Here is a 21,675-nt window from a genome sequence, read left to right as displayed (position 1 = left end):
TATCGCGATGACGGCACCGGGCAGCGCATTCCAGTGGCATCCGGACACGCGCCTGCTGCGCGCGGATCCGGTGCTGGGCCGCCTGCGTGACACCGTTCGTGCCGGGCTGTCGCTGAACGTGGCCGACGGACAGGTCACGGGGCTGACGACGCCTGTCCCCGTCCTCCTTTGCGCCACATCCGGCAGCTCCGGCGACCCCAAGATCATCCGCCGCACGCCCGCCTCGTGGCAGGCGAGCTTTGCGGTGAATGGACCTGTCCTTGGGCTGGGGCCTTCGGCGACCGTCGCCGTCTTTGCAGGTCCCGAGTCGTCGCTGGCCCTTTACGCGGTGCTGGAAGCGGCGCACCATGGCGCAGCGATCCTGCCGCTGTCCGGCCTGCGGCCGGATCGACAAGATCAGGCCATCTCCGACCACGGCGCTGACGTGCTCTATCTGACACCAACCCAACTGATCCAGCTGTGTGACAAGGTCAGCCCGCGCCATCACGTCCGCCACATCATGGTCGGCGGTGGCCGGCTGTCCCCGGCGGCAGAGCGTGCCGCAGCCGACGCGTTTCCCGGCGCCCGGCTGATCCAGTTCTACGGCGCTGCCGAGACGAGTTTCATCACATGGACCGATGCGGCCACGCCGCCCGGCTCTGTCGGTCGTCCCTACCCCGGCGTCATCCTGAACCTTGACGATGACGGCACGATCTGGGTGTGCAGTCCCTACCTGTCGGACGGCTACGACTCGGGCGACAGTCCACACACCCGCTGGCGAAATGGCTTTCTGACGGTCGGAGAGGTCGGCCACCTCGACCCCGCCGGTCACCTGTTCCTGACAGCGCGCGCCGGGCGGATGGTGACGGTCGCGGATCGCAACGTGTCGCTCGACGGGGTCGAAGCCGCGCTGTCGGACCTGATCCCCGCGACACAGATCGTTGTCCTGGCCGTGCCAGACGCCCGGCGCGGATCGCGTCTGGTCGCGCTGATCGCCGGGGCCGACTTTGATGCGCACGAAGATTCCTTGCGCGCCCAGTGCCGCCAGCGCCTTAGCCCGGGCATGGTGCCCTACCGCATTCACCTGTGCGACGCGCTGCCGATGCTGGCGGGCGGCAAGCCAGACTATATCGCCGCCATGGCCTTGGCCCGCGGTCTGGCATGAGCGTCATCGTCGCCGCCCGCCGCACCGCCGTCGCACCCGCAGGGGGTGCCTTTCGGGCAGTGTCATTTCACGCATTGGCAGCACCGGTCCTGCACGCCTGCCTCGCCGATGCCGGCCTCGACCCGGCGCTGCTGGGTGAGGTGATCGTCGGCAACGCCCTTGGCGCCGGTGGCAACCCTGCGCGGCTGTGCGTGCTGGCGGCGGGTTTGCCTGAACGGATCGCGGGCCTCAGCATCGACCGCCAATGCGTCAGTGGGCTGGACGCCATCCTGCTGGCACACGCCCTGATCCGCGCAGGCGTCACCGAGGCGGTTCTGGCGGGCGGGGCCGAAAGCACCTCGCGCCGCCCTGTGCGCCTGCACACCCATGCCGACGGACGCCCGCCCGTGCCTTACGATCAGGCGCCCTTCACCCCGTGGCCAGACCGCGACCCCGCGATGGCCGATGCCGCCGACCGGCTGGGAACTGAACTCGGTATCGGGCGCGACGCACAGGACCGCTGGGCCGTCACGAGCCACGCAAAGGCCCGCGCCGCGCGCGCGCAACTGCGGAACGAGATCGTGCCGCTGTGCGATCTGCACGAGGACGCCTTCACCCGGAACCTGACCCTGCGTACCTGCGCACGCAGCCTTCCGATCATTGGCACCGTCACCGCCGCCAATACCGCCGTCGGTGCGGATGCGGCAGCCTTTGTGCTCGTCGTCTCTGACCGGTTGGCGCAACGCCTGTCGGGCCCTCAGGCGCGGATCGTTGGCGGCTGCACGCTGGGGGGCGCCCCCGATCTGCCGGGACTGGCCCCGGTCGCCGCAATCCGTAAGACGCTGCAACACGCCAATATCTCCGCCCGCGACATCGCGCTGGCAGAGGTCATGGAAGCCTATGCCGTGCAGGCCATTGCTTGCGTGGACGGCGCCGGGCTTGATCCTGCGCGGGTGAACACCGGCGGCGGCGCATTGGCGCGCGGGCATCCCATCGGCGCCTCTGGCGCGATCAATGCAGTGCGGTTATTCCATGACCTGCAAACGGACCGCGGTTACGGTCTAGCCGCCATCGCCGCCGCAGGAGGCCTCGGCACCGCGCTGCTGCTGCAGGTCTAGTCGCAGAAGCCGTCGAACCGGGCATACGCGGCCAGATCGGCGCGGTCCGTCCGAAAGCCGTTCACCGGCGCCTCTGGATCAGCCAGCCCCAGCGCAATCCCGCAGACGACCAACTGGTCTTCCGGCAGCTTCAGCGTCTCGTGCACCAGGTCACCGTAGTGCGCCAGCGCCCCGATCCCCGTGGTGGCATACCCGCGCGCGGTGGCCGCCAGAAACAGCGCCATCAGCGCCATGCCAAGGTCCATGTAACAGCCCTTGCCCATCGCCCTGTCGATCGTCACCACGATCCCCACCGGCGCGTCAAAGAACGCATAGTTGCGCGTGAACTGCGCCCGCCGCCCGACCACATCGCGCCGGTCCACGCCCAAGGTGGCATACAGTCCGTATCCCGCGGCCCGCTGCCGCGCCTTCAGCACAGCCGGCATCGGGTCCGGAAAGTAGCTGTATTCGCTGACCTGCGGGCGATCCGTGGCGATGCCTTCGGCCAGCGCGGCCTGCAGCGCCGCAAAAGGCGCACCCGTCAGCGCCACGAAATGCCCCGGTTGCAGGTTCGCCCCGCTGGGGGCCTGCCGCGCGGCGGTCAGGATCGCCGCGACCTCGGCCTGCGGGACGGGTGTGGGCAGATAGGCCCGCACCGACCGGCGCTGGTCCAGCAGCGCCGCAAGATCCATCATGCCCGCGACAGCACGCTGGCGGGCCGCGCGCGCGCCAGTGCGGCGGTAATCAATCCGGCCAGCACGGCCTTGATCAGATCGCCCGGGATGAAGGCCGTGACCAGCACCGCCGCCTGCGACAGCGGCTTGTCCAGCGCCCAGGCCAGGCCCGTGATCCCGAAGGCATAAAGCACGACGATCCCGCCGATGATCGACGCCACGCCGGCCACCAGCGCCAGCGGCCCCTGACGCCAGTTTTCCACGATCAATCCGGTGATGAAGGCGGCAAAGGGAAAGCCCACGACGAAGCCCGCAGTGGGTGAGGCAAAGACCCCGAGCCCGCCGCGCCCGCCCGCCAGCAGAGGCAGGCCCAGCGCCACCAGCAGCACGAAAAGCAGCACCGCCAGCGCACCGCGCTTCGCCCCGAGCACAGTGCCGCACAGCATGACGCCAAGGCTTTGCGCCGTGATCGGCACGCCGAAGGCCAGCGTCAGTTGCGGGATCAGGCCCAGCGCCGCGATCAGGGCGGCGAACAGCGCCACAAGTGTCAGATTTCGTTCCATCGTCGTCCCTTTCAGGGGTTCAAACCACCGCGGGCGCGCAGCGCCTCGGCCACATTCTCGGCGTCGTCCAGCGCCAGCACCGTGAACGGCATCACGATGCGCCAGCTGGCCCGCCGGGGCGACCGCGCCGCCCAGGCCTGCGTCAACTGGTGACCTTTGTCCGCCAAGGCGGGTGTAAAGCGTACCACGAGTGCTATGCCAAGAGCCAAAGCGCGTGTGTTGAGGCCCAGCCACCGCAGGGGTGCGGTCAGTGTCATCACGACCGCGATCATCTGGGACAGGGTGGTCGTCATCGTGACAAGGTTCGCCAGTGCCACCGCCGTCAGCAGGCGCAGCACGATGACCAGTCCGGCAAGTGGCGCGCCCGTCAGCAGATGCCACGCGCCCACCAGAACGACGAAGGGCCACAGCCGTCCCACCGCCGACAGACCCGGCCGGGCGAACCGCCAGCCGGCCAGCAGGTAAAGGCAGACGGCCGCCACGAAAGCCACGCCATGAAACGCCACGTCCTGCCGCGCGAACAGCACAATCGTCGCCGCACAAAGCAGCGCCAGCTTGACGCCAGCGGGCCAGCGGTGCGCCGAGGTCCTAACCGGCGAGGTCAGAGAGATCATCGCCCGCCCCCAATTCCATCATCCGCGCGACATAGGCGTCCTTCACCGCAGCCGCCGCACCAGACTGCACGATCCGCCCCTCGTCCAGCCAGATTGCCAGATCGTAGTCGCGCAGCGCCTCTGGATCGTGGGTGATGTGGACAACCGTCGCCTCGATCCGCGCAAGGTAGGCGCCCAGTTGAAGACGCGTCACCAGGTCGAGGCCAGAGAAAGGCTCGTCCAGAATGACCACGCGAGGCGCCATCGCGATGACCGCCATCAGGCAGACCAGTTGCTTTTGTCCATGGCTCAGGCTGTGGGTGGCGGCCTCGGCCCAGTGGGACTTGCCGAAATCCGACAGGATGCGCGCGACCGTGGCGGCGGCCTGCGCCTTGTCCTGCCCCAACTGGAGCAGGCCGAAGGTCAGCTCTTCGGTCACGGTCGGAAAGATGATCTGGTGGTCCGGGTTCTGAAACAGGATGCCGACCGTGCGCAGGGCCGCGCGCCTGTCGCGGGCGACATCGACGCCGCCGACCCGCAGGCTGCCGCGATCCGGCGCGATCAAACCGCAAAGCAGGCGCGCGAGCGTCGTCTTGCCGGATCCGTTGCGCCCCAGGATGCCGATCCGCCGGGCGTCGGTCGTCAGGCTGATGTCCTGCAGGATCAATCGGCCGTCGCGCGCCAGCGTCACGCCATCCAGCGCGATCTGCACCTTTTCCTGCCCGTCCCAGCCTTCGGCCATCTGCCACCCCTTTGACCCGCCGCAGTCCCAGAAGACCGCCATTCGCGCGCCCTTCTAGGCGATCAAAGGCGGCATTGCACGACACGATGCTGAACGGTTGCCCATGTACGACCGCGGCCGCGCAATCATCGCGATGATGTCAGAGCGCCAGTGCCGCCACTACATCCTCGCGCGTGCAGTCGGCCTTTGCCATGCTGCGCCAGACGGCCCCGCGTTTCATCATCACAAAGCTGTCGGCGGCGCGCCACGCGAAGTCCACGTTCTGTTCGACAAGGATGATCGCCATGTCGCCACGGTCGCGCAGCTGCGCGATGGCGCGGCCGATCTGCTGGATCACGTTCGGCTGGATGCCCTCGGTGGGCTCGTCCAGCAGCAGGACGCGGGGTTTCGTGATCAGCGCACGGGCGATGGCCAGTTGCTGCTGCTGCCCGCCCGACAGGTCGCCACCCCGGCGATGCTGCATCTCGGCCAGCACCGGGAACAGGTCGAATATCCACGCAGGGACCTTGCGCTCGGCCTTGGGCAGGCAGGCAAAACCGGTCTCCATGTTTTCGGCGACGCTCATCATCGGAAAGACTTCGCGTCCTTGCGGAACATAGGCAATGCCCGCCCGCGCGGCCTGCGCCGCCGTGGGGTGGTTCAGCACAGTGCCGTCGAGCGTGACGGTGCCGCTGCTGTAGCCATGCCGCCCGGACAGGGCGCGCAGCAGGCTGGTCTTGCCGACACCGTTTGTGCCCATGACGGTCGTGACCTGCCCGACGGGGGCCGTCAGCGATACGTCGTAAAGGATCTGGCTTTGCCCGTATTTCAGGGACAGATCAGTCACATCAAGCATCGGCGCGCCCCAAGTAGACGTCGATCACAGTCGGGTCAGAGGTGACGTGATCCAGTGTGCCTTCTGCCAGCACATGGCCTTCGTGCAGGACGGTGACCTTGCAGTCCAGACGTCGGACGAATTCCATGTCGTGTTCGACCACGACGACGGCGCGGGTCAGGGCCGCGCGGCGCAGGATGTCGGTTGTCTTCTCCCGCTCCTCCGCCGTCATGCCGGCGGCCGGTTCGTCCACCAGCAACAGGCGCGGGTCCTGTGCCAGCAGCATGCCGATTTCCAGCCATTGCTTCTGCCCGTGGCTCAGCTCGCCAGAGGTGCGGGCCAGCTGATCCGTCAGACCGATCTCGGCCGCGATCTCCTCGATCCGCTGCGCGCCTTTGGGTGTCTTGCGGTGGAACAGCACGGCAAAGGGGCCGCGCGGGTTTTTCAGCGCCATCGCGAGGTTCTGGCGCACGGTCTGATCCTCGAACACGGTCGGTTTCTGGAACTTGCGGCCGATACCCTTGTTGGCGATCTCGGCCTCGGACATCCCCAGCAGGGACTCGTTCTTTTCGCCCCACAGCACACGGCCTTCGTCGGGCTTCGTCTTGCCGGTGACGATGTCCATGAAGGTCGTCTTGCCTGCCCCGTTCGGGCCGATGATGGCACGCAACTCCGGCTCTGATATCTGGATCGACAGGTCGTTGATCGCGCGAAAGCCGTCGAAGGTTTTTGATACGCCGCTGACTTCAAGAAGGCTCGTCATGACGGTTTCCTCACGAGGTAGTCGAAAAGGCCGCCGATGCCTTTTGGAAAGAACAGCGTCACGCAGACAAAGGACAGGCCGAGCAGCACCAGCCACCAGTCCGTCCACTGGATGCGGTAGACGCCGAGGTTCACGTCCGGCGCACCGCCCCCCGTGAACCAGCTGGACAGCAATGACACCAGCGCTGCCCCGATGACCGCGCCATACAGCCGCCCGCGTCCGCCGATGGCGACCCAGACGGCCAGGTAGATCGACGCAATCGGCGCGATTTCCGCCGGATTCACGATGCCCGCCTGCGGGTAATAAAGCGCGCCCGCGATGCCCGACACGACGGCCGTCAGCGTGAAGACGAAAAGCTTGTAGCCCTCAACCCGGTAGCCAAGGAACCGGACCCGCGCCTCGTTGTCGCGGATGCCCTTGATGACGCTGCCCATCTTGCCTGCGACGACCCAAGCGAAGAGGATATAGCCCAGCGCCAATGCGACGGCAGAGGCGAGGAAGAACACGAGGCTGAGGGTCGCCTGCGACGTCTGTTCGAACCCCGGGATGTTCTGCAGGCCGGACAGACCGTTGTTACCGCGCAGCCCGGAGTCGTTCTGGAAGAGGTAAAGCGACAGGGCCAGTGTCATCGCCTGCGTCAGGATCGACAGATAGACCCCGGTGACCCGGCTGCGAAAGGCGAGCCAGCCGAAGACCAGCGCCAGCAGGCCGGGAACGAGGACGACCATCAGCAGTTGCAGCGGCAGGCTGTGGGCGAAGGACCAGATCAGCGGAAAATCGGAACTGCCCACGACGCCGAAAATCTGGCTGCCGATGGCGTCCGTAATCTCTTGCGGGGTCGGCGGGATGACCTGAGCCGTGAGGCTCGACATCACGATGCCTTCGGTGCGGGCATACATCAGCCACATGCCGATGGCATAACCGCCGATCCCGAAAAACGCGAAGTGCCCGAGGCTGAGGATGCCGCAGTAGCCCCAGACCACGTCCATCGCGACAGCAATCAGGCACAGGCACAGCGTCTTGCCCAATGTCTTGACGAGAGAGGTGGAGATCAGGCCAGCGCCCGACGCCTCTGACCCGAAGGCCACGACGGCGGTGAAGAGCGCGAGCGTGAGGAGGAACCAGCGGACAGAGCGGTTGGTGACGAGGAAGCCTTGGGTCATGTGCGGTCCCTTTGGGTCGGGGATTTGCGCCACGCTCCGCGTGTCGCGACGGCGGGGGGCCAACCCCCCGCGCCCCCCGAAGTATTTTCGACCAGAAGAAGGGGAGAGGCGCGCATCAGTCTGCCGCCGCTCTGCCCTTTTGGGCGACGATCCCCTTGGGCCGGAACTGGATGAAGAGGATGATGAAGAGGACCATATAGGTCTGTGCCGCGAGGGTGTTTGAGGGGTTGAGGAACTCGATCCCCTTTTGCAGGAAGCCGATCAGGGTCGCCCCCGCAAGGGTGCCCCAGACGTTGCCGACGCCACCGACCACGACCGTCATGAAGGATTGCACGATGTAGTCGGCCCCCATTTCCGACGTGACCTTGGCGTAAAGGCCGATGGCAACGCCCGCGATGCCCGCGATGCCTGACCCGAGACCGAAGGTCATCATGTTGATCCGGTCGGGATCGATACCCATGGAGGCCGCCATGCCGGGGTTCTGGGTCACGGCCCGCACCTCCAGCCCGAGGCGCGTGCGTTTCAGGATGAACAGGATGAGGCTTAGGAAGAGCAGGGCGAGGACGAATATCGCGATGCGGATATAGCTGATCTGAATGACGTCGGAAATGACCAGCGCGCCGTCCAGCCAGCCCGGCGAGGTCAGGGGCCGGGCCTGTGTGCCGAAGATGTTCTTGGCCAGCTGCTGCAGCGCGATCGAGATGCCGAAGGTCGCGAGCAGGGTTTCCAGCGGCCGGTGGTAGAGGTGGCGGATCACCAGACGTTCCATCGCCACACCGGCCCCGAAGGTGATGGCAAAGGCCAGCGGCAGCGCCACGATGATCGACAGCGTATAATCGGGCACGAACTGCTGGACGATATAGCCTGTGTAGGCGCCCATCATGATGAACTCGCCATGGGCCATGTTGATGACGCCCATGACACCGAAAGTGATCGCAAGGCCGATGGCGGCCAGGAAGTAGATCGAGGCCAACGATAGCGCGTCCAGCGCCAGATCGGCAAAGCGTTCGGCGGCGACACGCGTTTCCACCGAGGTCAGAGCATCGCGGGCGGCGTCGGTGATCGCCGGATCGTCCTCGGTATAGACTTCGGCAAAGATGTGCGCGGCGATGGCGTCGGCGCGCCCCTGATCGGTCAGGCGCGGCGGCACGGTCCCAGCGGCGGCCAGCGTCGCATAGGCCCGGTCACGGGCCGCCGTGGTGCCAAGTTGCGCCAGCGGCACGTCGCCCACGCGCCCGTCGACAATGTTGGCCGCCAGCGCGTCTCGGATCGCGGTGGAGGGAATCGCGGGCGGGGCGAGGTCGGCGGCGACGAGGCGGGCGTAGGCCTCCTCTGCCGTGAGGCCGTCACCGACGGTCAGGATGCGGGCGACGTTTCCGGTGGGGCCAGCCTCGCCCACCTCAGACCGGGTCGCGAGGATCTGGTTCAGCACGGCACGCGCCTCGATCGAGGTGTCGCCGGACAGGCTGTCGATGGCGGCGATCCGGTCCTCGGGCGCGGGAGCGAAGCTGGCGGACAGGAAATTGGCGAGCTGGATCTTGCGGGCCTTCAGCGCGGCGTCAGGTTCCGCGTCGATTGACGCGAGCAGCGGCGCCAGCTGGTCGGCGTCGGGCCGGCGGGCGAGCGAATCGATGGCGGACAGGCGCCGGGCGATGTCGGGATCGGACAGCTGGAATTGCACGAGGGCCGTACCGATCACCCGCCGCACGCCGCCATTGGGGCGCAGTTCGGTGTAACCGGCCTTCGGCACCTCGGTCGCGGCGCCGGTGTCGATGTCGGTCAAGGTCAGGTCGGCGCCTTTTGATTGGCCGTAATAGAACAGGCCGTCGGCGTCGCGTTGCCAGACGCCCTTGTCGGTCCAGGCCTCGAGGAAGGGTGTCACCTGTGGCAACCCCGATGCGATCAGCGCGTCGAGGGCCTGCCCTACGCTGCTGCGCGACGGGTTGGCGATCTCATCGGCATGGGCCTGAAGGACGGGCTGCAGGGATTGGGCCTGTGCGCCGGTGACGAGGCCGAACGCGAGACAGACTGCGGCCAGGATGCGCAACATGACGATCTTTCTATCGGAGGGCTTTGAAGGTGCGGGTGCGGAATGATCCCGCACCCGCCGTCAGCGCATCAGTAGTTGGAGGTCAACTGCACGCAGGTCTTGGTTTCGGTGTTGTACATCCCGCACTTCAGATCCTTCCAGTCGCTGGTCAGGACAGCGCTTTCGGGCAGGAAGTCGGTCCAGGCGTCGCCGGGGACCGGCTCTGTCTGGCTGATGATGTCGAACTGGCCGTCGGCGCGGATCTCGCCGATCAGAACGGGCTTGGTCAGGTGGTGGTTCGGCAGCATCTCGGCCGTGGTGCCGGTCAGGTTCGGAAAGGTCTGGCCGATCATCGCGTCGGACACCGCATCGACGTCCGTCGTGCCTGCTGCTTCGACCGCCTGCACCCACATGTTGAAACCGATGTAGTGTGCCTCCATCGGGTCGTTGGTCACGCGCTTGTCGTCGCCGATGTAGGCGTGCCATTTTTCGATGAAGTCGGCGTTTTCCGGCGTATCTGCGGACATGAAGTAGTTCCAGGCCGCCAAGTGGCCGACGAGGTTCGAGGTGTCGAGACCGGAAAGTTCCTCCTCACCGACCGAGAAGGCCACGACAGGGATGTCGTCGGCGCTGACGTTGGCGGCGGCAAGTTCCTTGTAGAAGCCGATGTTCGCATCGCCGTTGATTGTCGAAATCACGCCGACCTGTTTGCCGTCCTCACCCAGCTTGACCACGTCACCGACGATCGTCGCCCAGTCGGATTGGCCGAAGGGCGTGTAGTTGACGAAAATATCCTCTTCGGCAATCCCGTGGTCCATCAGGTAGGCCTTGAGGATGTTGTTCGTCGTGCGCGGATAGACGTAGTCGGTGCCGAGCAGGGCGAACTTCTCGACGCCAAGCTCCTCAAGGAAATAATCGACGGCCGGGATCGCCTGCTGGTTCGGGGCGGCACCGGTGTAGAATACGTTCTTGGAGGATTCCTCGCCTTCGTACTGGACGGGATAGAACAGCAGGCCGTTCAGCTCTTCCAGCACGGGCAGGACGGATTTGCGGCTGACGCTGGTCCAGTTGCCGAAGATCACGTCGACATTGTCGACGGTCAGCAGTTCGCGCGCCTTTTCAGCGAACAGCGGCCAGTCGGACGCAGGATCGACGACGACCGGTTCGATCTGGCAGCCCAGCAGGCCGCCCTTTGCGTTCTGTTCCTCGACCAGCATCAGCATGACGTCCTTCAACGTCGTCTCGGAGATGGCCATGGAACCGGACAGCGAGTGCAGGATGCCGACCTTGATCGGATCGGCGCAATCCTGAGCGCTGGCCATGGATGTGATCGCCATGACGGCAGCGGAGGCAAGCAGGCCCCGTGTGATGAATGTATTCAAGATATTTTTCCCCTGTTGTCTGCTGGCCTACGCGGCGTCGAACGCAAGACTGCGTCTGCCGAAACCCGTTACCCCTGAAAACACGCGCGTCAGCAGCTGATGTTTGACCCCCCATGCGGTGGCGCAATCCCCCTTTGGACCGGCGCACGCACGACGATGTGACCGTTGCGGCACGTCTGAACCGTTACGTGAGGTCAGGTGTCACGCCAGACAGAATCAGGGTGATATCAAGGGTTACGGCGTGTGGTGATTAATTCGCAGGCATCAACAGAAAGATTCGGCTATTTTTCAGGCGCATCCTGAAGGGTGCCTGCGCTGCCATGCAGCAATGGCGGCAAGAGGCTCTGAGTCCGACCGCAGCGCGCGCCTTGACCAGCCTCCCTCATCCCTCCACCGCCGCGAGAGGTGGGATGCCGTCGCGCCGCCTTTTGCACCCTGCACCGCCGGTTCAGGCGGCGCTGAACAGGTCCAGGTCGCGCAGCGTCACGCGGGGGTGCAGCAACGGACCAAACGCCGCCAGCGAGGTCATGTGCGGAAACAGGGCCAGCAGTTGCGCCACCACCTCGGCCGGCAGGCGGATTAGATGCGGCAGGCCGGGGTGCAGCGTCTCGACCTCGATCCCGTTCACGCAGACCTTCGCATGATCGGCAAAGCCCAGTTGATAGGCATGGACCGGGGCCACGGGTTGCAGAGCGATCACGCTGGTGTGGTCCACGAAATCCCGCGCGGGGACAAAGGCGGTGTCGTCGCCGGTCAGACGCCGCGTGCCGGGCGCGGTGTGGGCGATGCGGGCCGTCGGTCCCAGCACAAGATCGCTGGCGGGCCGCGCCCAGCCAAAGGCTTCGGACATGATGCGGACCATCGTGCCAATTTCGGTGCGGGTCTGCGTGCTGCGGGGAACGATCTGCATCATGCCGCGCCACAGCAGGGTCTGCATGCCGTGGCTGACCGTCAAAACCCGGTCACCGGGCCACAGATCTTCGACCGCCCGCTGGCCGGTGTCGGTCTGCACCATCGCACCACGGCCCAACGCACCGAAACATTCCTCGAACAGCGGAATTGCAGGGGCGAGGCGGGAAAAGACGGCGGTTTCACCGGAGGGTGTCAGGTGGGCAACCTCGTAACTGCGCATGAGAGGCATCACACGCCGGGGTTGCCCATCTGGACAAGCGATCCGGTCTGAGGACACCGGGTTCGTATCACAATCCGTCGCGAGGCCCGCGACGTAAGTAGGGGTCTGATAGGTCATGTGCGTCACCTTGCGGTTTGTCACATCATCTGCCGGCCCCACCGACAACATCTGAGGAGAACGTTGCTGTTAAGGTGAATGTGTCAAAATAGGGGTGCCGCTGTCAAAGCCTTTCGCTTTGCGCGGCCTGTCTCGCATCAATCCCGCCCCGCGCTGCCGGATTGTGCATGGACGGCTGACGATTCCGCCACATTTCATGCATTTCAGGACGAATCGATACCACCACCCTGCCGGAGACTGCCATGACAACCGCCCCCGCCTTTACCATCGGGATCGAAGAGGAATACCTGCTGGTCGACCCGGTGACCTGTGCACTGCGGACCGCGCCGCCTGCGTTGTTGACCGACCTGAAAGACGCCCTTGGCGATCAGGTCAGCACCGAGTTTCTGGGCTGTCAGGTCGAGGTCGGCACCGGTGTCTGTGCGACGGTCGCGGATGCGCGGACCGACCTGACCCACCTGCGCCGCACAGTGGCCCGCATTGCCCGGGCGCACGGTCTGGCACCGATCGCGGCGTCCTGCCATCCGTGGGGCGACTGGTCCGAACAGGACCGCACCGAAAAGCCGCGCTATGACAAGCTGGACACCGATCTGGGCGCCGTAGCGCGGCGCATGCTGATCGGTGGCATGCATGTCCACGTCGGCATCGAAGACGCCGACACCCGCATTGCGGTGATGAACCGCCTGACGCCCTGGCTTCCGGTGCTGCTGGCGCTCTCTGCCTCCAGTCCATTCTGGCAGGGCGAAGACACCGGGCTGGCCTCGTGGCGGGTCAGCGTGTTCGACAGCATGCCGCGCACCGGCCTGCCGCCGCACATGGCAGACTGGGCGGCCTATGCCGCCATGACAGACACCCTCGTCGATCTGGGCCTCATCGAGGATGCCTCGAAGATCTGGTGGGACCTGCGCCCCTCTGCCGCCTTCCCGACGCTGGAGGCGCGGATCTGCGACGTCTCGCCCCGGATCGACGCGGCGCTGATGCTCGCGGCCCTCGTGCAGGGGTTGGCGCGCATGATCTGGCGCGGGCTGTCGCAGGACCAGGCCATCCCCGCCCCGCTGATTCTTGCGGAAAACCGCTGGCGGGCGCAGCGTTACGGCACAACGGAAGGACTGATCGCGGGCAACCCGGCGCGGATCGTCCCGATGGCGGACATCGTCGATGACATGCTGAGCCGGATCGCCCCCGACCTTGCGGCCCTCGGCAGTGCCGATGACGCGCAACGGGCGCGCGCCGTCGTCACGGGCGGAACCAGCGCCGCCCGCCAGCGGCAGCTTTTCGCTACGGCACGCGCCCGTGGGGCCAGTGAACGCGACGCATTCCGCGCTGTCGTGACGTCCCTGATCGAGGCTTTCGCCCCCTGACAGTCTCTCGCGTCACAAAACGAAAAACCCGCGCGGCCAGAGGGATGAACCGCGCGGGACAGGTGGACCGGAGCACAAAAACCCGGTCGCGGGGAAAGGAAAAAATTGGCGCGGTGTTATCCGGCGAGGCTGATGCCCGCTGGCATTGCAGGAAGGGTCACCTTGACCTGCCGCTCTTCCGCATCAAGGCGGCGGGAAATCATCGCCTGACGGCGCAGACCACGCTCCCACGGCATAGCGGGTGCGGCCTTTTCAGTCTCTTCGATCATCTTGCTCATCCAGCGTGTCTGGGTCTTCATGGTGTCTACCTCTGTTACTGTTTCCTTGGCCAACCCGAGGCGGCCGATGGACTCAGTTTCCCTAGTCTTGTTGGCTGGAATAGGGCCGTCTTTCACGATTTTCAGTAAAATCAGGATCAAGATATCCGTCGATTGCGGCACCATTGGTGCCAGTCCGGAAACAGCGGCTTTTCGGGTTATTCCGGCGCATTCCGGCATCAATGCACGCAAAAAGACGCAGATTGTCGCGGGAATTGCGGCCGAAACGCGGCAAGGTCACGCCGCAATCCGGCCCGGATTACAAGGTGATAGCCGCGATCAGCCGCCCGTAGTCGGGATCCTTGGCATGCACCGACCGCCTGTAGGAAAAGAATCGCACCGGGTCACTGTAGGTGCAGTGACGCGTCCAGTCCGCCTGCCCCACGCCCGCACGGCGCAGGCGGTGCAACCCATAGGCCGGCAGGTCGAACTGCAGCCGGTCGCCCTTGCCCTGCACAAAAAATCGCGCCGAGGCGTCATCCACGCTCAGGAACCTGTCGCGAAACTCCGGCCCGACCTCGTAGGCCCGTTGACTGATCGTGGGTCCGATCACCGCTGCGATCCGCGAGGCCTGCGCGCCCAGACGCACCATCGCCGCCACCGTATTCTCGATCACACCGCCCAGCGCGCCCTGCCAGCCGGCGTGGCAGGCGCCGATGACGCCTGCATCATGGTCGGCAAACAGGATCGGCTGGCAATCGGCGGTCAGCACCGACAGCGCCACGCCGGGCGTGGCCGTGACCAGACCGTCAGCCTGTGGCGTGGGACCAAGCGGTGCATCCATGGGAATGACATCCGCCGAATGCACCTGGTGCACACCCGCCAGATGCCCGGGCGCGACACCCATCTGGGCCGCCACGCGGGCACGGTTGATGGCCACGATCTCTGACTGGTCGCTGCTGCCGAACCCGCAATTCAGTCCTGCAAATACCCCCGACGACGCACCGCCGATCCGGCTGAAGAACCCGTGCCGCAAGGGCTGCAGACTGGGGGCGGTGATGATGTCCAGTGTCATGCGTTCAGTCCCGGTGGGGGTGTGGCGCCGTCAGGATAGATCCCGATCACCTTGAAGTGGTCGCCCATCTGGGTGGGGTGGGTCAAGCGCCGATGTGCCGCAATATGCGCGTCAAGCGCCTCTTCGTGCAAGCCATCGGCCAGTGTCTGCGCCCGTTGCGCGATGCCCAGACGTTCCAGAAACACGCCCTGCGGCGTCAGTCGCGTATGCCGCGCCGGGGCCACCGCGGCCGCGAGGGCCGCGAAATCCACATGCGCGGTCAGGTCAGCCTGCCCGGGGGCGGCCAGTGGATCCGTCTCCTTATGATCCTGCACCGCCTGAAAGGTATCGCCCAGCGACGTCCAGTCCCCGTAATCGATGACAAGCCCCGCCCCGCCATGGGCGGCGATGCGCGCGCCGATGGTCCCGGCGATAGCGGGCATGGCCGGACAGGTCTCGACGATGTCGCCATCGCGGGTGTCGCCAAGACGCGCCTTTAGCGCCGCAAGGGGTGTCGCCGCCGTCAGCCCCAGCGCCAAGGCACCGTCTTTCACACCGACCACCCGCTCGCGCCAGCCGGCGCCGTCGCGCTGGAACTGGCGGATCGGCAGCGCGTCAAAGAATTCGTTCGCGACCATGAACAACGGCAGCTCCGGCAGCTGATCGACCCGGTCAAGCCAGACCGCGCCCGGTACGCGCGTCGCCTGCACGGCACGCAATGTGGCCGAGGCTTCGACCAGGTGCACCCGCGCCGCGGCGTGGAACCCCGGCACCGCCCGTGTCGCGCGCAGGATATCCGCCATTAGCGTCCCGCGGCCCGGCCCGCATTCGGCCAGCGCAAAGCCCGCAGGCGCGCCTTGGTCCAGCCAGGCCTGTGCCAGACACAATCCGATCAACTCTCCGAACATCTGGCTGATTTCGGGCGCCGTGATGAAATCGCCAGCCGCGCCAAACGGATCGCGCGTGGCATAATAGCCGTGGTCAGGGTCCAGCAGGCAGGCCGCCATGTAATCGGCCAGCGTCATCGGCCCATCGTGGGCAATGCGCGCCCGCAGGGCGTCGCCCAGCGTCACCGGCGGCGCGACAGCACGATCAGGCTGATCCCGAACAGGAACATCGGCAGCGACAGGCATTGCCCCATCGTCAGGCCCCACTGGCCAAAATCCAGCGCCCAGCCCAGCGGGTTGCCGGTCCCGCGGAACTGCGCATCGGGCTGGCGGACGAATTCCAGCATGAACCGCGCCAACGCATAGCCCGCGCAGAACACGCCGGTCGTCAGCCACGGAAACTTCAGCGCCCCGCGCCGGTAGACGATGAACAACAGCACCGCGCCCAGTATCAGTCCCTCCAGCGCGGATTCGTAAAGCTGGCTGGGATGACGCGCACAGATCCCTATGACATCCGGGCAATCCTGCGCCGCCTCTGACGGAAAAACCACGCCCCACGGCAGGTCCGTGGGCCGCCCCCACAGCTCGTCATTGATGAAATTCGCGATCCGCACCAGCAGGATCGCGGGCGTCGCCGCAAGGGAGGTGACATCGGCCATCGAGCCGAAGGGCACCCCGTTGCGCCGCGCAAAGACGAAAACCGCCAGCACGACGCCCAGAAAGCCGCCGTGAAACGACATCCCCCCCGTCCAGATCGCGGGAATTTCCAGCGGATGTGCCAGATAGTAGCCGGGCTGATAGAACAGACAGTACCCCAGCCGTCCGCCCGCAATGACGCCGATGACGATATAGGTCAGATAATCCTCAAGCCGCGCGGGCGCGATGGGCGGATCGCCGCGCCACAACTCGGGGCGCCGCAACGCGCGTGCGATCATCGCATAGCCGATCGCGATCCCCACGATATAGGCCACCGCATACCAGCGCAGCGCGAAGGTCGCACCGAACAGGGTGACCGAGAAGATTTCGGGAGAGATGTTTGGAAAGGTAAGGGCTGCCAGCATGGCGCCATTCCTGTGGCGCGCCACGGGTGAAGTCAACCACCCGCTTGCGGGACAAACCCGCCCCACCCATATAGGGATCACAACGGGGTCCAACCCCGCAACCGGATGGAGTGAACCCCATGCAACCCAAGACCAAGATCTTCGACGACCTCAGCGCGCTGATGACCAATGCCATGGGCGTGGCCCAAGGGGCCCGCGACGAGGCCGGCAACGCGATGAAATCCATGATGGACCGCTGGCTGGCCGACCGCGACTTCGTCACCCGCGAGGAATTCGACGCCGTCCGCACGATGGCCCAGAAAGCCCGAGAGGAAAATGCCGCCCTCTCCGCCCGCATCGCGGCACTGGAAGCCAAGCAAGGCTGACCGCCCCTAAGGCTACGATACACAAAAGGCCCCGCGCACCACTGCCCGGGGCCTTTTACTTGCCCAAAGGGGCGCAGTCCTCTTTTCACCTGACCGAATAAACTCCCGCCGGAGGCATTTCGTCATTCGCAGAAAGACGGATATCATTCCTGTCCAAAGATCACGCCCGTCAGGCTGAGCCCGCGATCGAACCTGCCATTTTGCAGGAACGCCAGCACCTGCGCCATGACCAGCGGATTGTTCATCATGAAGGTATGCGTGACCGGCAGCACGATATGGTCCTGCATGCCCGCCAGCTTTGTGCTGGCCACGCTGACCTTGCCGTCATCGCCACCGTCGATCACCGCGGAATAAAGCGGGTTCAGGCTGCGCGAGCCTGCGATGATCCCCAACTCGTAATCCTCGGCACCCGGCAGTGCATTGGGAAAACTGTCCGGATCGGTTCCCAGTTGCAGGCCGGCCGGTCCGTTGATCCACCGGAACGGCTCCCAGTCACCGAACATATCCACGAGGTCGGACCCTTCGTTCGGCGGCGCCAGCATCACCACGCGTCCCATCCGCGCGGGCCTGTTCTGCGCCAACCAGGCCCGCGCCAGAATGCCGCCCATCGAATGCGTGACGAAGCTTACCCGCCGGTCGCCGCAGGCCGCCACGTCCTGCCCGACGTTCTCCGCCACCAGCTTCTGGATCGGTTCCTTGGTCGAGGGGTAGCCGCGGTTGACGACGGTGTAACCCGCATTCTCCAGATAAAGCTGCAGTGGCGTCAGGCTGATCTCGCTGCGCGCGAGGCCGTGCAACAGCACGACGCAGTCGTCGGACTGGGCCACGGCAGGCTCTCCTCTGGTGCAGGCGGCCATCAGCGACAGCAGGATCGGGACAAGGCGTTTCATCCGACGACACCTAGCACCGTTCCCCGCGCCGCCCAGCCGCCGCTGGCGCAGCCTTGCACAATTCCGCGGCACCGGTCAGGGTCACACCATGTCTCGCCCGCCCCGTCTCGCCGTCCGCGCCGTGATCCTGCACGATGACCGCCTGCTGCTGGTCAACGCCTACGCCGGGCGCACGGATCTGTGGTGCGCACCCGGTGGCGGCGTGCAGCCGCACGCCAGCCTGACGGATAATCTGAGGCGCGAAATACAGGAGGAAACAGGCTTGCAGATCGACGTCGGCGCCGTCTGCCTCGTGAACGAATTCCACGATCCCGACCGCGATTTCCATCAGGTTGACATCTATTTCCGCTGCACCGTCGCCGATCCCGTCATTCCGGGCGACTGGACCGATCCCGAAGGCATCGTGACCCACCATCGCTGGGCCAGCCGCAGCGACCTTGCCGACCTTCGGGTCAAGCCCGATACCTTGGCGGCCGTCGCCTGGGGCGACCCTGATGCGATCACCTACGACCCATTGGAGCCGATCCTGCGCTGACGCAGGCTGGACAGGCCGATACCGCCAAGCACCATGACGGCGGCCAGCAGGATGCGCGGCGTCAACGGCTCTGACAGCAGCACGATGCCGCCCGCCACGGCGATCACCGGCACGCTCAGTTGGGCGACGGCGGCGGCTGTGACCGTCAGCGATGGCAGGACGCGATACCACAGCGCATATCCCAGCCCAGACGTCACCGCACCCGCCAGCGCCGCCACAGCGACACCCGTCCATGACAGCGACCCCGGATCGCCGTGCAGGACGACGCTCAGCGCCATCAGCGGCAGGCACAGAAGGAAATTCGCGGTCGTGGCGGCGGTGGCATCCCGTTCGCCCTGTCCCAGCAGGGTATAGGCGCCCCAGCCGACCCCGGCACAGATCATCGCCAGCGCACCGGCGGGATCGACGCGGACCTGCCCTGCAGGCCAGAGCAGCACCACGAGCCCGCCCAGCGCCAGCGCCATGCCGGCCCAGCGCAATGGCGGCACCGCCTGACCCCGCCACAATGCGGTGGCGAACATCACGCCTTGCACCGTGGCAAACAGGATCAATGCGCCCAGTCCCGCCGCAAGGTTCAGATAGGCCCAGGAAAAGCCGATCATGTAGACCGCGAGCGTCCCGGCCCCCACCCAGCGCCGCATGCCGCGCAATGGCACCGCCCTGCCGCGCCGCAGGACCAGCAGCGCCGCGGCCCCCGCAGCCACGCGGATCGCGCCGAATGTCAAAGGGTCGATGCCATAACGCGCCACCCCCAAACGGGTCAGAATCGAATTCCCCGCAAAAGCGCACATCACGACGCTGACCAGCACAAAAAGCCGCATCACTTGAACGCCGCCGGATAGCGCAGTGCGACCTGTGGCGCCTGCGCACCGCAGCCTGCCAGCAGCGTGTGATCCAGCGGATGGGGGCTGGTCAGCCGTGCGGCGGCCTCACTTGAAAAACCGGCCGAGGCATAGAACGCGGGCGGTCCCAGCACCACGACAGTCGTGGCCGTCCGGTCGGCCCAGGCCACCAGTTGGGCCACCATCCGCCGCCCGTGGCCGCGCCGTTGCCAGTCGGGCGCGATGGCGACGGGTGCAAGGCACAGCCAGCCCTGCGGCGCGACCATGGCGGACAGGGCGTAATAGCCGATCAGATCGTCGCCCAGCGGGATCACCTGTTCGCCGCGCATCAGCCCGGCGCCGCGCAGGGCATGAACCAGCGCGACCTCTGCCGTGCCGCCGAAGGCCTGCGTCAGCAGGGCGTCGATGGCGGGCAGGTCGACTGCAGTGGCCGCGCGGATGAAACCTGGGAATCGCATGACACTTGATGCCGCGCTGGGCGCCCTTTGCCCAGAGGGTTGGAGCCATCCAAAATCATTTCGAGAGCTTAAGAAATTTTTAGCCCGCGCGGCCCTAGGGTCCTGCGAGGACGACAGGAAAGATCCATAGATGTTGCATGACCGCATTACACCGCCACACACAGCACGCGACACGCCGCCGACCGACGACTCCGGCGAACAGACCGCCTTTTTCAATGCGATCATCGGCCATCTGTCGGGCCTGCTGGAAGAGGTCATCGGCCTGAAAGAAGCCGAGGGTTTCATCAGTACGGTCGGCGGGGCCTTGGTCGAGGACATATCCGAACGCTACCCGAACGGCCCGGATGCCACAGGGCCCGGTCAGATCGCCAGCATCCTCGTCGACCTCAAGGCCCGGATCAAAGGGGATTTCAGCGTTGTCTCCGCCGATGAAGAGGCGATCGTCCTGATCGCCCGGCAATGTCCGTTCGGCGATCGGGTCATTGGCCGGCCTTCCCTGTGCATGATGACGACAAACGTCTTCGGTCGCGTCGTCGCAGACCGCAACGGCTATGCCCATGTCCAGATCGACAAGTCCATAGCGCGTGGCGATCCGGGCTGTCGCGTCGTCGTCTCTTTGAAACTGCAGGACGTGGCGCCCAGCGACGGGCTTGAATTCTTTACAGAGTAGCGGCGATGGACCCGGACCTTCTGCACCCCCTGCTTGCGTTCAGTTCAGAGGCCTGCGTCGTGCTGGACCGCGATCTGAACGTCATCGCCGGCAACGCCTTGGCCCGGACGGAATTCAACATGGCCGCCGGCAGCGCCTTCGGTCGCGGCTTTGAACTGACGCCGCACACGCTGCGTCTGATCGCCCGCTGTTTTGTCAGCACGGCACCGATCCGGCTGTCCGTGTCGGAAATGCAGGGGCGCAACCTGACAGCCCTCGGCTGGCGTCTGGGCGGTGCCTACAAGCAGGAAAACCTGATCGCGCTGAAGCTTGAAGCCTCGCTGCGGATCCGGTCAGAATTCATCAAGATGACCGCAGCGCACCGCCTGGGCGTACAACGCGCCAAGCGTCTGCACATGCAAAAGCAACTGCTGGAGGATCGCAACAAGCACCTGGCCACAGTGGCAGAGATCGACGCAATGACCGGCCTGTTGAACGCGCAAAGCATCCGGTCTCAGATGCTTGCGAATGTGGCCGCGGGCACGCCTTTCGCCCTGCTCTACATCGACATGAACGGTCTGAAGGCAATCAACGACACGCACGGCCACGCGGCCGGCGACGCGGCCATCCTCGCCCTCGCAGAGGCGATCCGGTCCAACGTGCGCCAGAACGACTCGGCGGCCCGTATGGGCGGGGACGAGTTTGCGGTCTTGGTCCAGAACGTCAGCGCGCGGGCGGTCCTGCATGACATGGCCCTCGGCATTGCGTCGACGCTGGCATGTCACCGGATTGCACTGCCCGGCGCAAACAGCACAGCATTGCATGCCGCCATCGGCGGCGCCCGTTGGCCCAAGGATGGCGCAACATCAGAGTTGATCGAAAAGGCGGCAGATGCCGCGATGTATGCGGCCAAGGTGTCGAAACAGGGGCCTGTGATGGCCGGTGATCCGGTCTGTCAGACTCTGACGACACCCCACAGCTGCCGCCTGACAAACCTGTCGCCGGCGAGCCCGCAGGTCTGATGTCAACGCGCCTTGCGAGGCTGATCGATCACTGACGCCGCAGGATCTGAAACACCGCGCCCGCGCTTGTCAGCGAAAGGTGAACGCACAACAAAAAAGGCC

24 protein-coding genes are annotated in these 21,675 nt (G+C 65.7%); 7 read left to right on the top strand and 17 right to left on the bottom strand.

Annotation, left to right across the window (positions count from 1 at the left end; all coding sequences use genetic code 11):
- Positions 1-7 precede the first annotated feature (7 nt).
- Both GLR48_RS09080 and GLR48_RS09075 read left to right on the top strand, forming a co-directional pair.
- Positions 8-1,144 (top strand): AMP-binding protein, encoded by a 1,137-nt coding sequence (locus GLR48_RS09080; protein ID WP_237060943.1) that lies wholly within the window; start codon positions 8-10, stop codon positions 1,142-1,144.
- The gene (locus GLR48_RS09075) at positions 1,141-2,241 is read left to right on the top strand and encodes a thiolase family protein (RefSeq protein ID WP_237060942.1); all 1,101 of its coding nucleotides are present in this window, start codon (positions 1,141-1,143) and stop codon (positions 2,239-2,241) included. Before GLR48_RS09080 ends, GLR48_RS09075 begins: the two co-directional genes overlap by 4 nt.
- Here GLR48_RS09075 and GLR48_RS09070 read toward each other — a convergent pair.
- The 10 genes from GLR48_RS09070 to GLR48_RS09025 form a co-directional block, all read right to left on the bottom strand.
- Positions 2,238-2,915 carry a nitroreductase gene (locus tag GLR48_RS09070; protein WP_237060941.1) on the bottom strand — a complete coding sequence of 226 codons (678 nt, stop codon included), beginning with the start codon at positions 2,913-2,915 and terminating at the stop codon, positions 2,238-2,240. The genes GLR48_RS09075 and GLR48_RS09070 overlap by 4 nt on opposite strands.
- The gene (locus tag GLR48_RS09065; protein WP_237060940.1) at positions 2,912-3,457 is read right to left on the bottom strand and encodes a biotin transporter BioY; all 546 of its coding nucleotides are present in this window, start codon (positions 3,455-3,457) and stop codon (positions 2,912-2,914) included. The genes GLR48_RS09070 and GLR48_RS09065 overlap by 4 nt, the downstream gene beginning before the upstream one ends.
- An 11-nt stretch (positions 3,458-3,468) precedes the next feature.
- On the bottom strand, positions 3,469-4,071 hold the full coding sequence (locus GLR48_RS09060; RefSeq protein WP_237060939.1) for an energy-coupling factor transporter transmembrane component T family protein: 603 nt from the start codon (positions 4,069-4,071) through the stop codon (positions 3,469-3,471).
- Positions 4,046-4,834 (bottom strand): energy-coupling factor ABC transporter ATP-binding protein, encoded by a 789-nt coding sequence (locus GLR48_RS09055; protein ID WP_237060938.1) that lies wholly within the window; start codon positions 4,832-4,834, stop codon positions 4,046-4,048. The genes GLR48_RS09060 and GLR48_RS09055 overlap by 26 nt, the downstream gene beginning before the upstream one ends.
- Before the next feature lie 97 nt (positions 4,835-4,931).
- A complete protein-coding gene (urtE, locus tag GLR48_RS09050) occupies positions 4,932-5,627 on the bottom strand; it encodes an urea ABC transporter ATP-binding subunit UrtE (RefSeq protein ID WP_237060937.1) in 696 nt (231 codons plus the stop codon).
- Positions 5,620-6,369, bottom strand: coding sequence for an urea ABC transporter ATP-binding protein UrtD (gene urtD, locus GLR48_RS09045; protein WP_237060936.1), 750 nt, complete (start codon positions 6,367-6,369; stop codon positions 5,620-5,622). The genes urtE and urtD overlap by 8 nt, the downstream gene beginning before the upstream one ends.
- Positions 6,366-7,532 (bottom strand): urea ABC transporter permease subunit UrtC, encoded by a 1,167-nt coding sequence (gene urtC / locus GLR48_RS09040; protein WP_237060935.1) that lies wholly within the window; start codon positions 7,530-7,532, stop codon positions 6,366-6,368. The genes urtD and urtC overlap by 4 nt, the downstream gene beginning before the upstream one ends.
- Before the next feature lie 115 nt (positions 7,533-7,647).
- Positions 7,648-9,582, bottom strand: a complete 1,935-nt coding sequence (gene urtB, locus GLR48_RS09035) for an urea ABC transporter permease subunit UrtB (protein WP_237060934.1) — start codon at positions 9,580-9,582, stop codon at positions 7,648-7,650.
- Between the two features lie 68 nt (positions 9,583-9,650).
- The gene (urtA, locus tag GLR48_RS09030; RefSeq protein WP_237064483.1) at positions 9,651-10,898 is read right to left on the bottom strand and encodes an urea ABC transporter substrate-binding protein; all 1,248 of its coding nucleotides are present in this window, start codon (positions 10,896-10,898) and stop codon (positions 9,651-9,653) included.
- Between the two features lie 493 nt (positions 10,899-11,391).
- On the bottom strand, positions 11,392-12,192 hold the full coding sequence (locus GLR48_RS09025) for a Hint domain-containing protein (protein WP_237060933.1): 801 nt from the start codon (positions 12,190-12,192) through the stop codon (positions 11,392-11,394).
- A 242-nt stretch (positions 12,193-12,434) separates the two neighbouring features.
- Between GLR48_RS09025 and GLR48_RS09020 the strand changes: the two genes are divergently transcribed.
- On the top strand, positions 12,435-13,553 hold the full coding sequence (locus tag GLR48_RS09020; RefSeq protein WP_237060932.1) for a carboxylate-amine ligase: 1,119 nt from the start codon (positions 12,435-12,437) through the stop codon (positions 13,551-13,553).
- Positions 13,554-13,669: 116 nt separating this feature from the next.
- On the opposite strand, the gene GLR48_RS09015 is transcribed toward GLR48_RS09020, so the two are convergent.
- The 4 genes from GLR48_RS09015 to lgt all read right to left on the bottom strand — a co-directional run bounded on the left by GLR48_RS09015 (position 13,670) and on the right by lgt (position 16,812).
- Positions 13,670-13,996, bottom strand: coding sequence for a hypothetical protein (locus GLR48_RS09015; protein WP_237060931.1), 327 nt, complete (start codon positions 13,994-13,996; stop codon positions 13,670-13,672).
- Between the two features lie 133 nt (positions 13,997-14,129).
- A complete protein-coding gene (pgeF, locus tag GLR48_RS09010; RefSeq protein ID WP_237060930.1) occupies positions 14,130-14,885 on the bottom strand; it encodes a peptidoglycan editing factor PgeF in 756 nt (251 codons plus the stop codon).
- Positions 14,882-15,889, bottom strand: coding sequence for a class I SAM-dependent methyltransferase (locus GLR48_RS09005; protein WP_237064481.1), 1,008 nt, complete (start codon positions 15,887-15,889; stop codon positions 14,882-14,884). Before GLR48_RS09005 ends, pgeF begins: the two co-directional genes overlap by 4 nt.
- Before the next feature lie 44 nt (positions 15,890-15,933).
- Positions 15,934-16,812, bottom strand: a complete 879-nt coding sequence (gene lgt / locus GLR48_RS09000) for a prolipoprotein diacylglyceryl transferase (RefSeq protein ID WP_237060929.1) — start codon at positions 16,810-16,812, stop codon at positions 15,934-15,936.
- Positions 16,813-16,931: 119 nt separating this feature from the next.
- Here lgt and GLR48_RS08995 point away from each other — a divergent pair, with 119 nt between their 5' ends.
- Entirely contained in the window at positions 16,932-17,177 is a 246-nt protein-coding gene (locus tag GLR48_RS08995; protein ID WP_237060928.1) for an accessory factor UbiK family protein, read from the top strand.
- 143 nt (positions 17,178-17,320) lie between these two features.
- On the opposite strand, the gene GLR48_RS08990 is transcribed toward GLR48_RS08995, so the two are convergent.
- A complete protein-coding gene (locus GLR48_RS08990) occupies positions 17,321-18,067 on the bottom strand; it encodes an alpha/beta fold hydrolase (protein WP_237060927.1) in 747 nt (248 codons plus the stop codon).
- An 88-nt stretch (positions 18,068-18,155) separates the two neighbouring features.
- Between GLR48_RS08990 and GLR48_RS08985 the strand changes: the two genes are divergently transcribed.
- Complete coding sequence (locus GLR48_RS08985) at positions 18,156-18,602, top strand: NUDIX domain-containing protein (RefSeq protein ID WP_237060926.1); 447 nt, start codon at positions 18,156-18,158, stop codon at positions 18,600-18,602.
- Here the strand turns inward: GLR48_RS08985 and GLR48_RS08980 are convergent.
- Both GLR48_RS08980 and GLR48_RS08975 read right to left on the bottom strand, forming a co-directional pair.
- Complete coding sequence (locus GLR48_RS08980; protein WP_237064474.1) at positions 18,572-19,423, bottom strand: DMT family transporter; 852 nt, start codon at positions 19,421-19,423, stop codon at positions 18,572-18,574. The two genes, GLR48_RS08985 and GLR48_RS08980, sit on opposite strands and share 31 nt — an antisense overlap.
- Positions 19,423-19,902, bottom strand: a complete 480-nt coding sequence (locus GLR48_RS08975; RefSeq protein ID WP_237060925.1) for a GNAT family N-acetyltransferase — start codon at positions 19,900-19,902, stop codon at positions 19,423-19,425. The genes GLR48_RS08980 and GLR48_RS08975 overlap by 1 nt, the downstream gene beginning before the upstream one ends.
- A gap of 130 nt (positions 19,903-20,032) precedes the next feature.
- Between GLR48_RS08975 and GLR48_RS08970 the strand changes: the two genes are divergently transcribed.
- Entirely contained in the window at positions 20,033-20,572 is a 540-nt protein-coding gene (locus tag GLR48_RS08970) for a methanogen output domain 1-containing protein (RefSeq protein WP_237060924.1), read from the top strand.
- A 5-nt stretch (positions 20,573-20,577) separates the two neighbouring features.
- Complete coding sequence (locus GLR48_RS08965; RefSeq protein WP_237060923.1) at positions 20,578-21,573, top strand: GGDEF domain-containing protein; 996 nt, start codon at positions 20,578-20,580, stop codon at positions 21,571-21,573.
- The last annotated feature ends 102 nt before the right edge of the window (positions 21,574-21,675 follow it).

Source organism: Loktanella sp. M215 (genome assembly GCF_021735925.1).
Classification (GTDB): Bacteria; Pseudomonadota; Alphaproteobacteria; order Rhodobacterales; family Rhodobacteraceae; genus Loktanella.
This window is presented reverse-complemented; position numbering and strand designations above follow the sequence as displayed.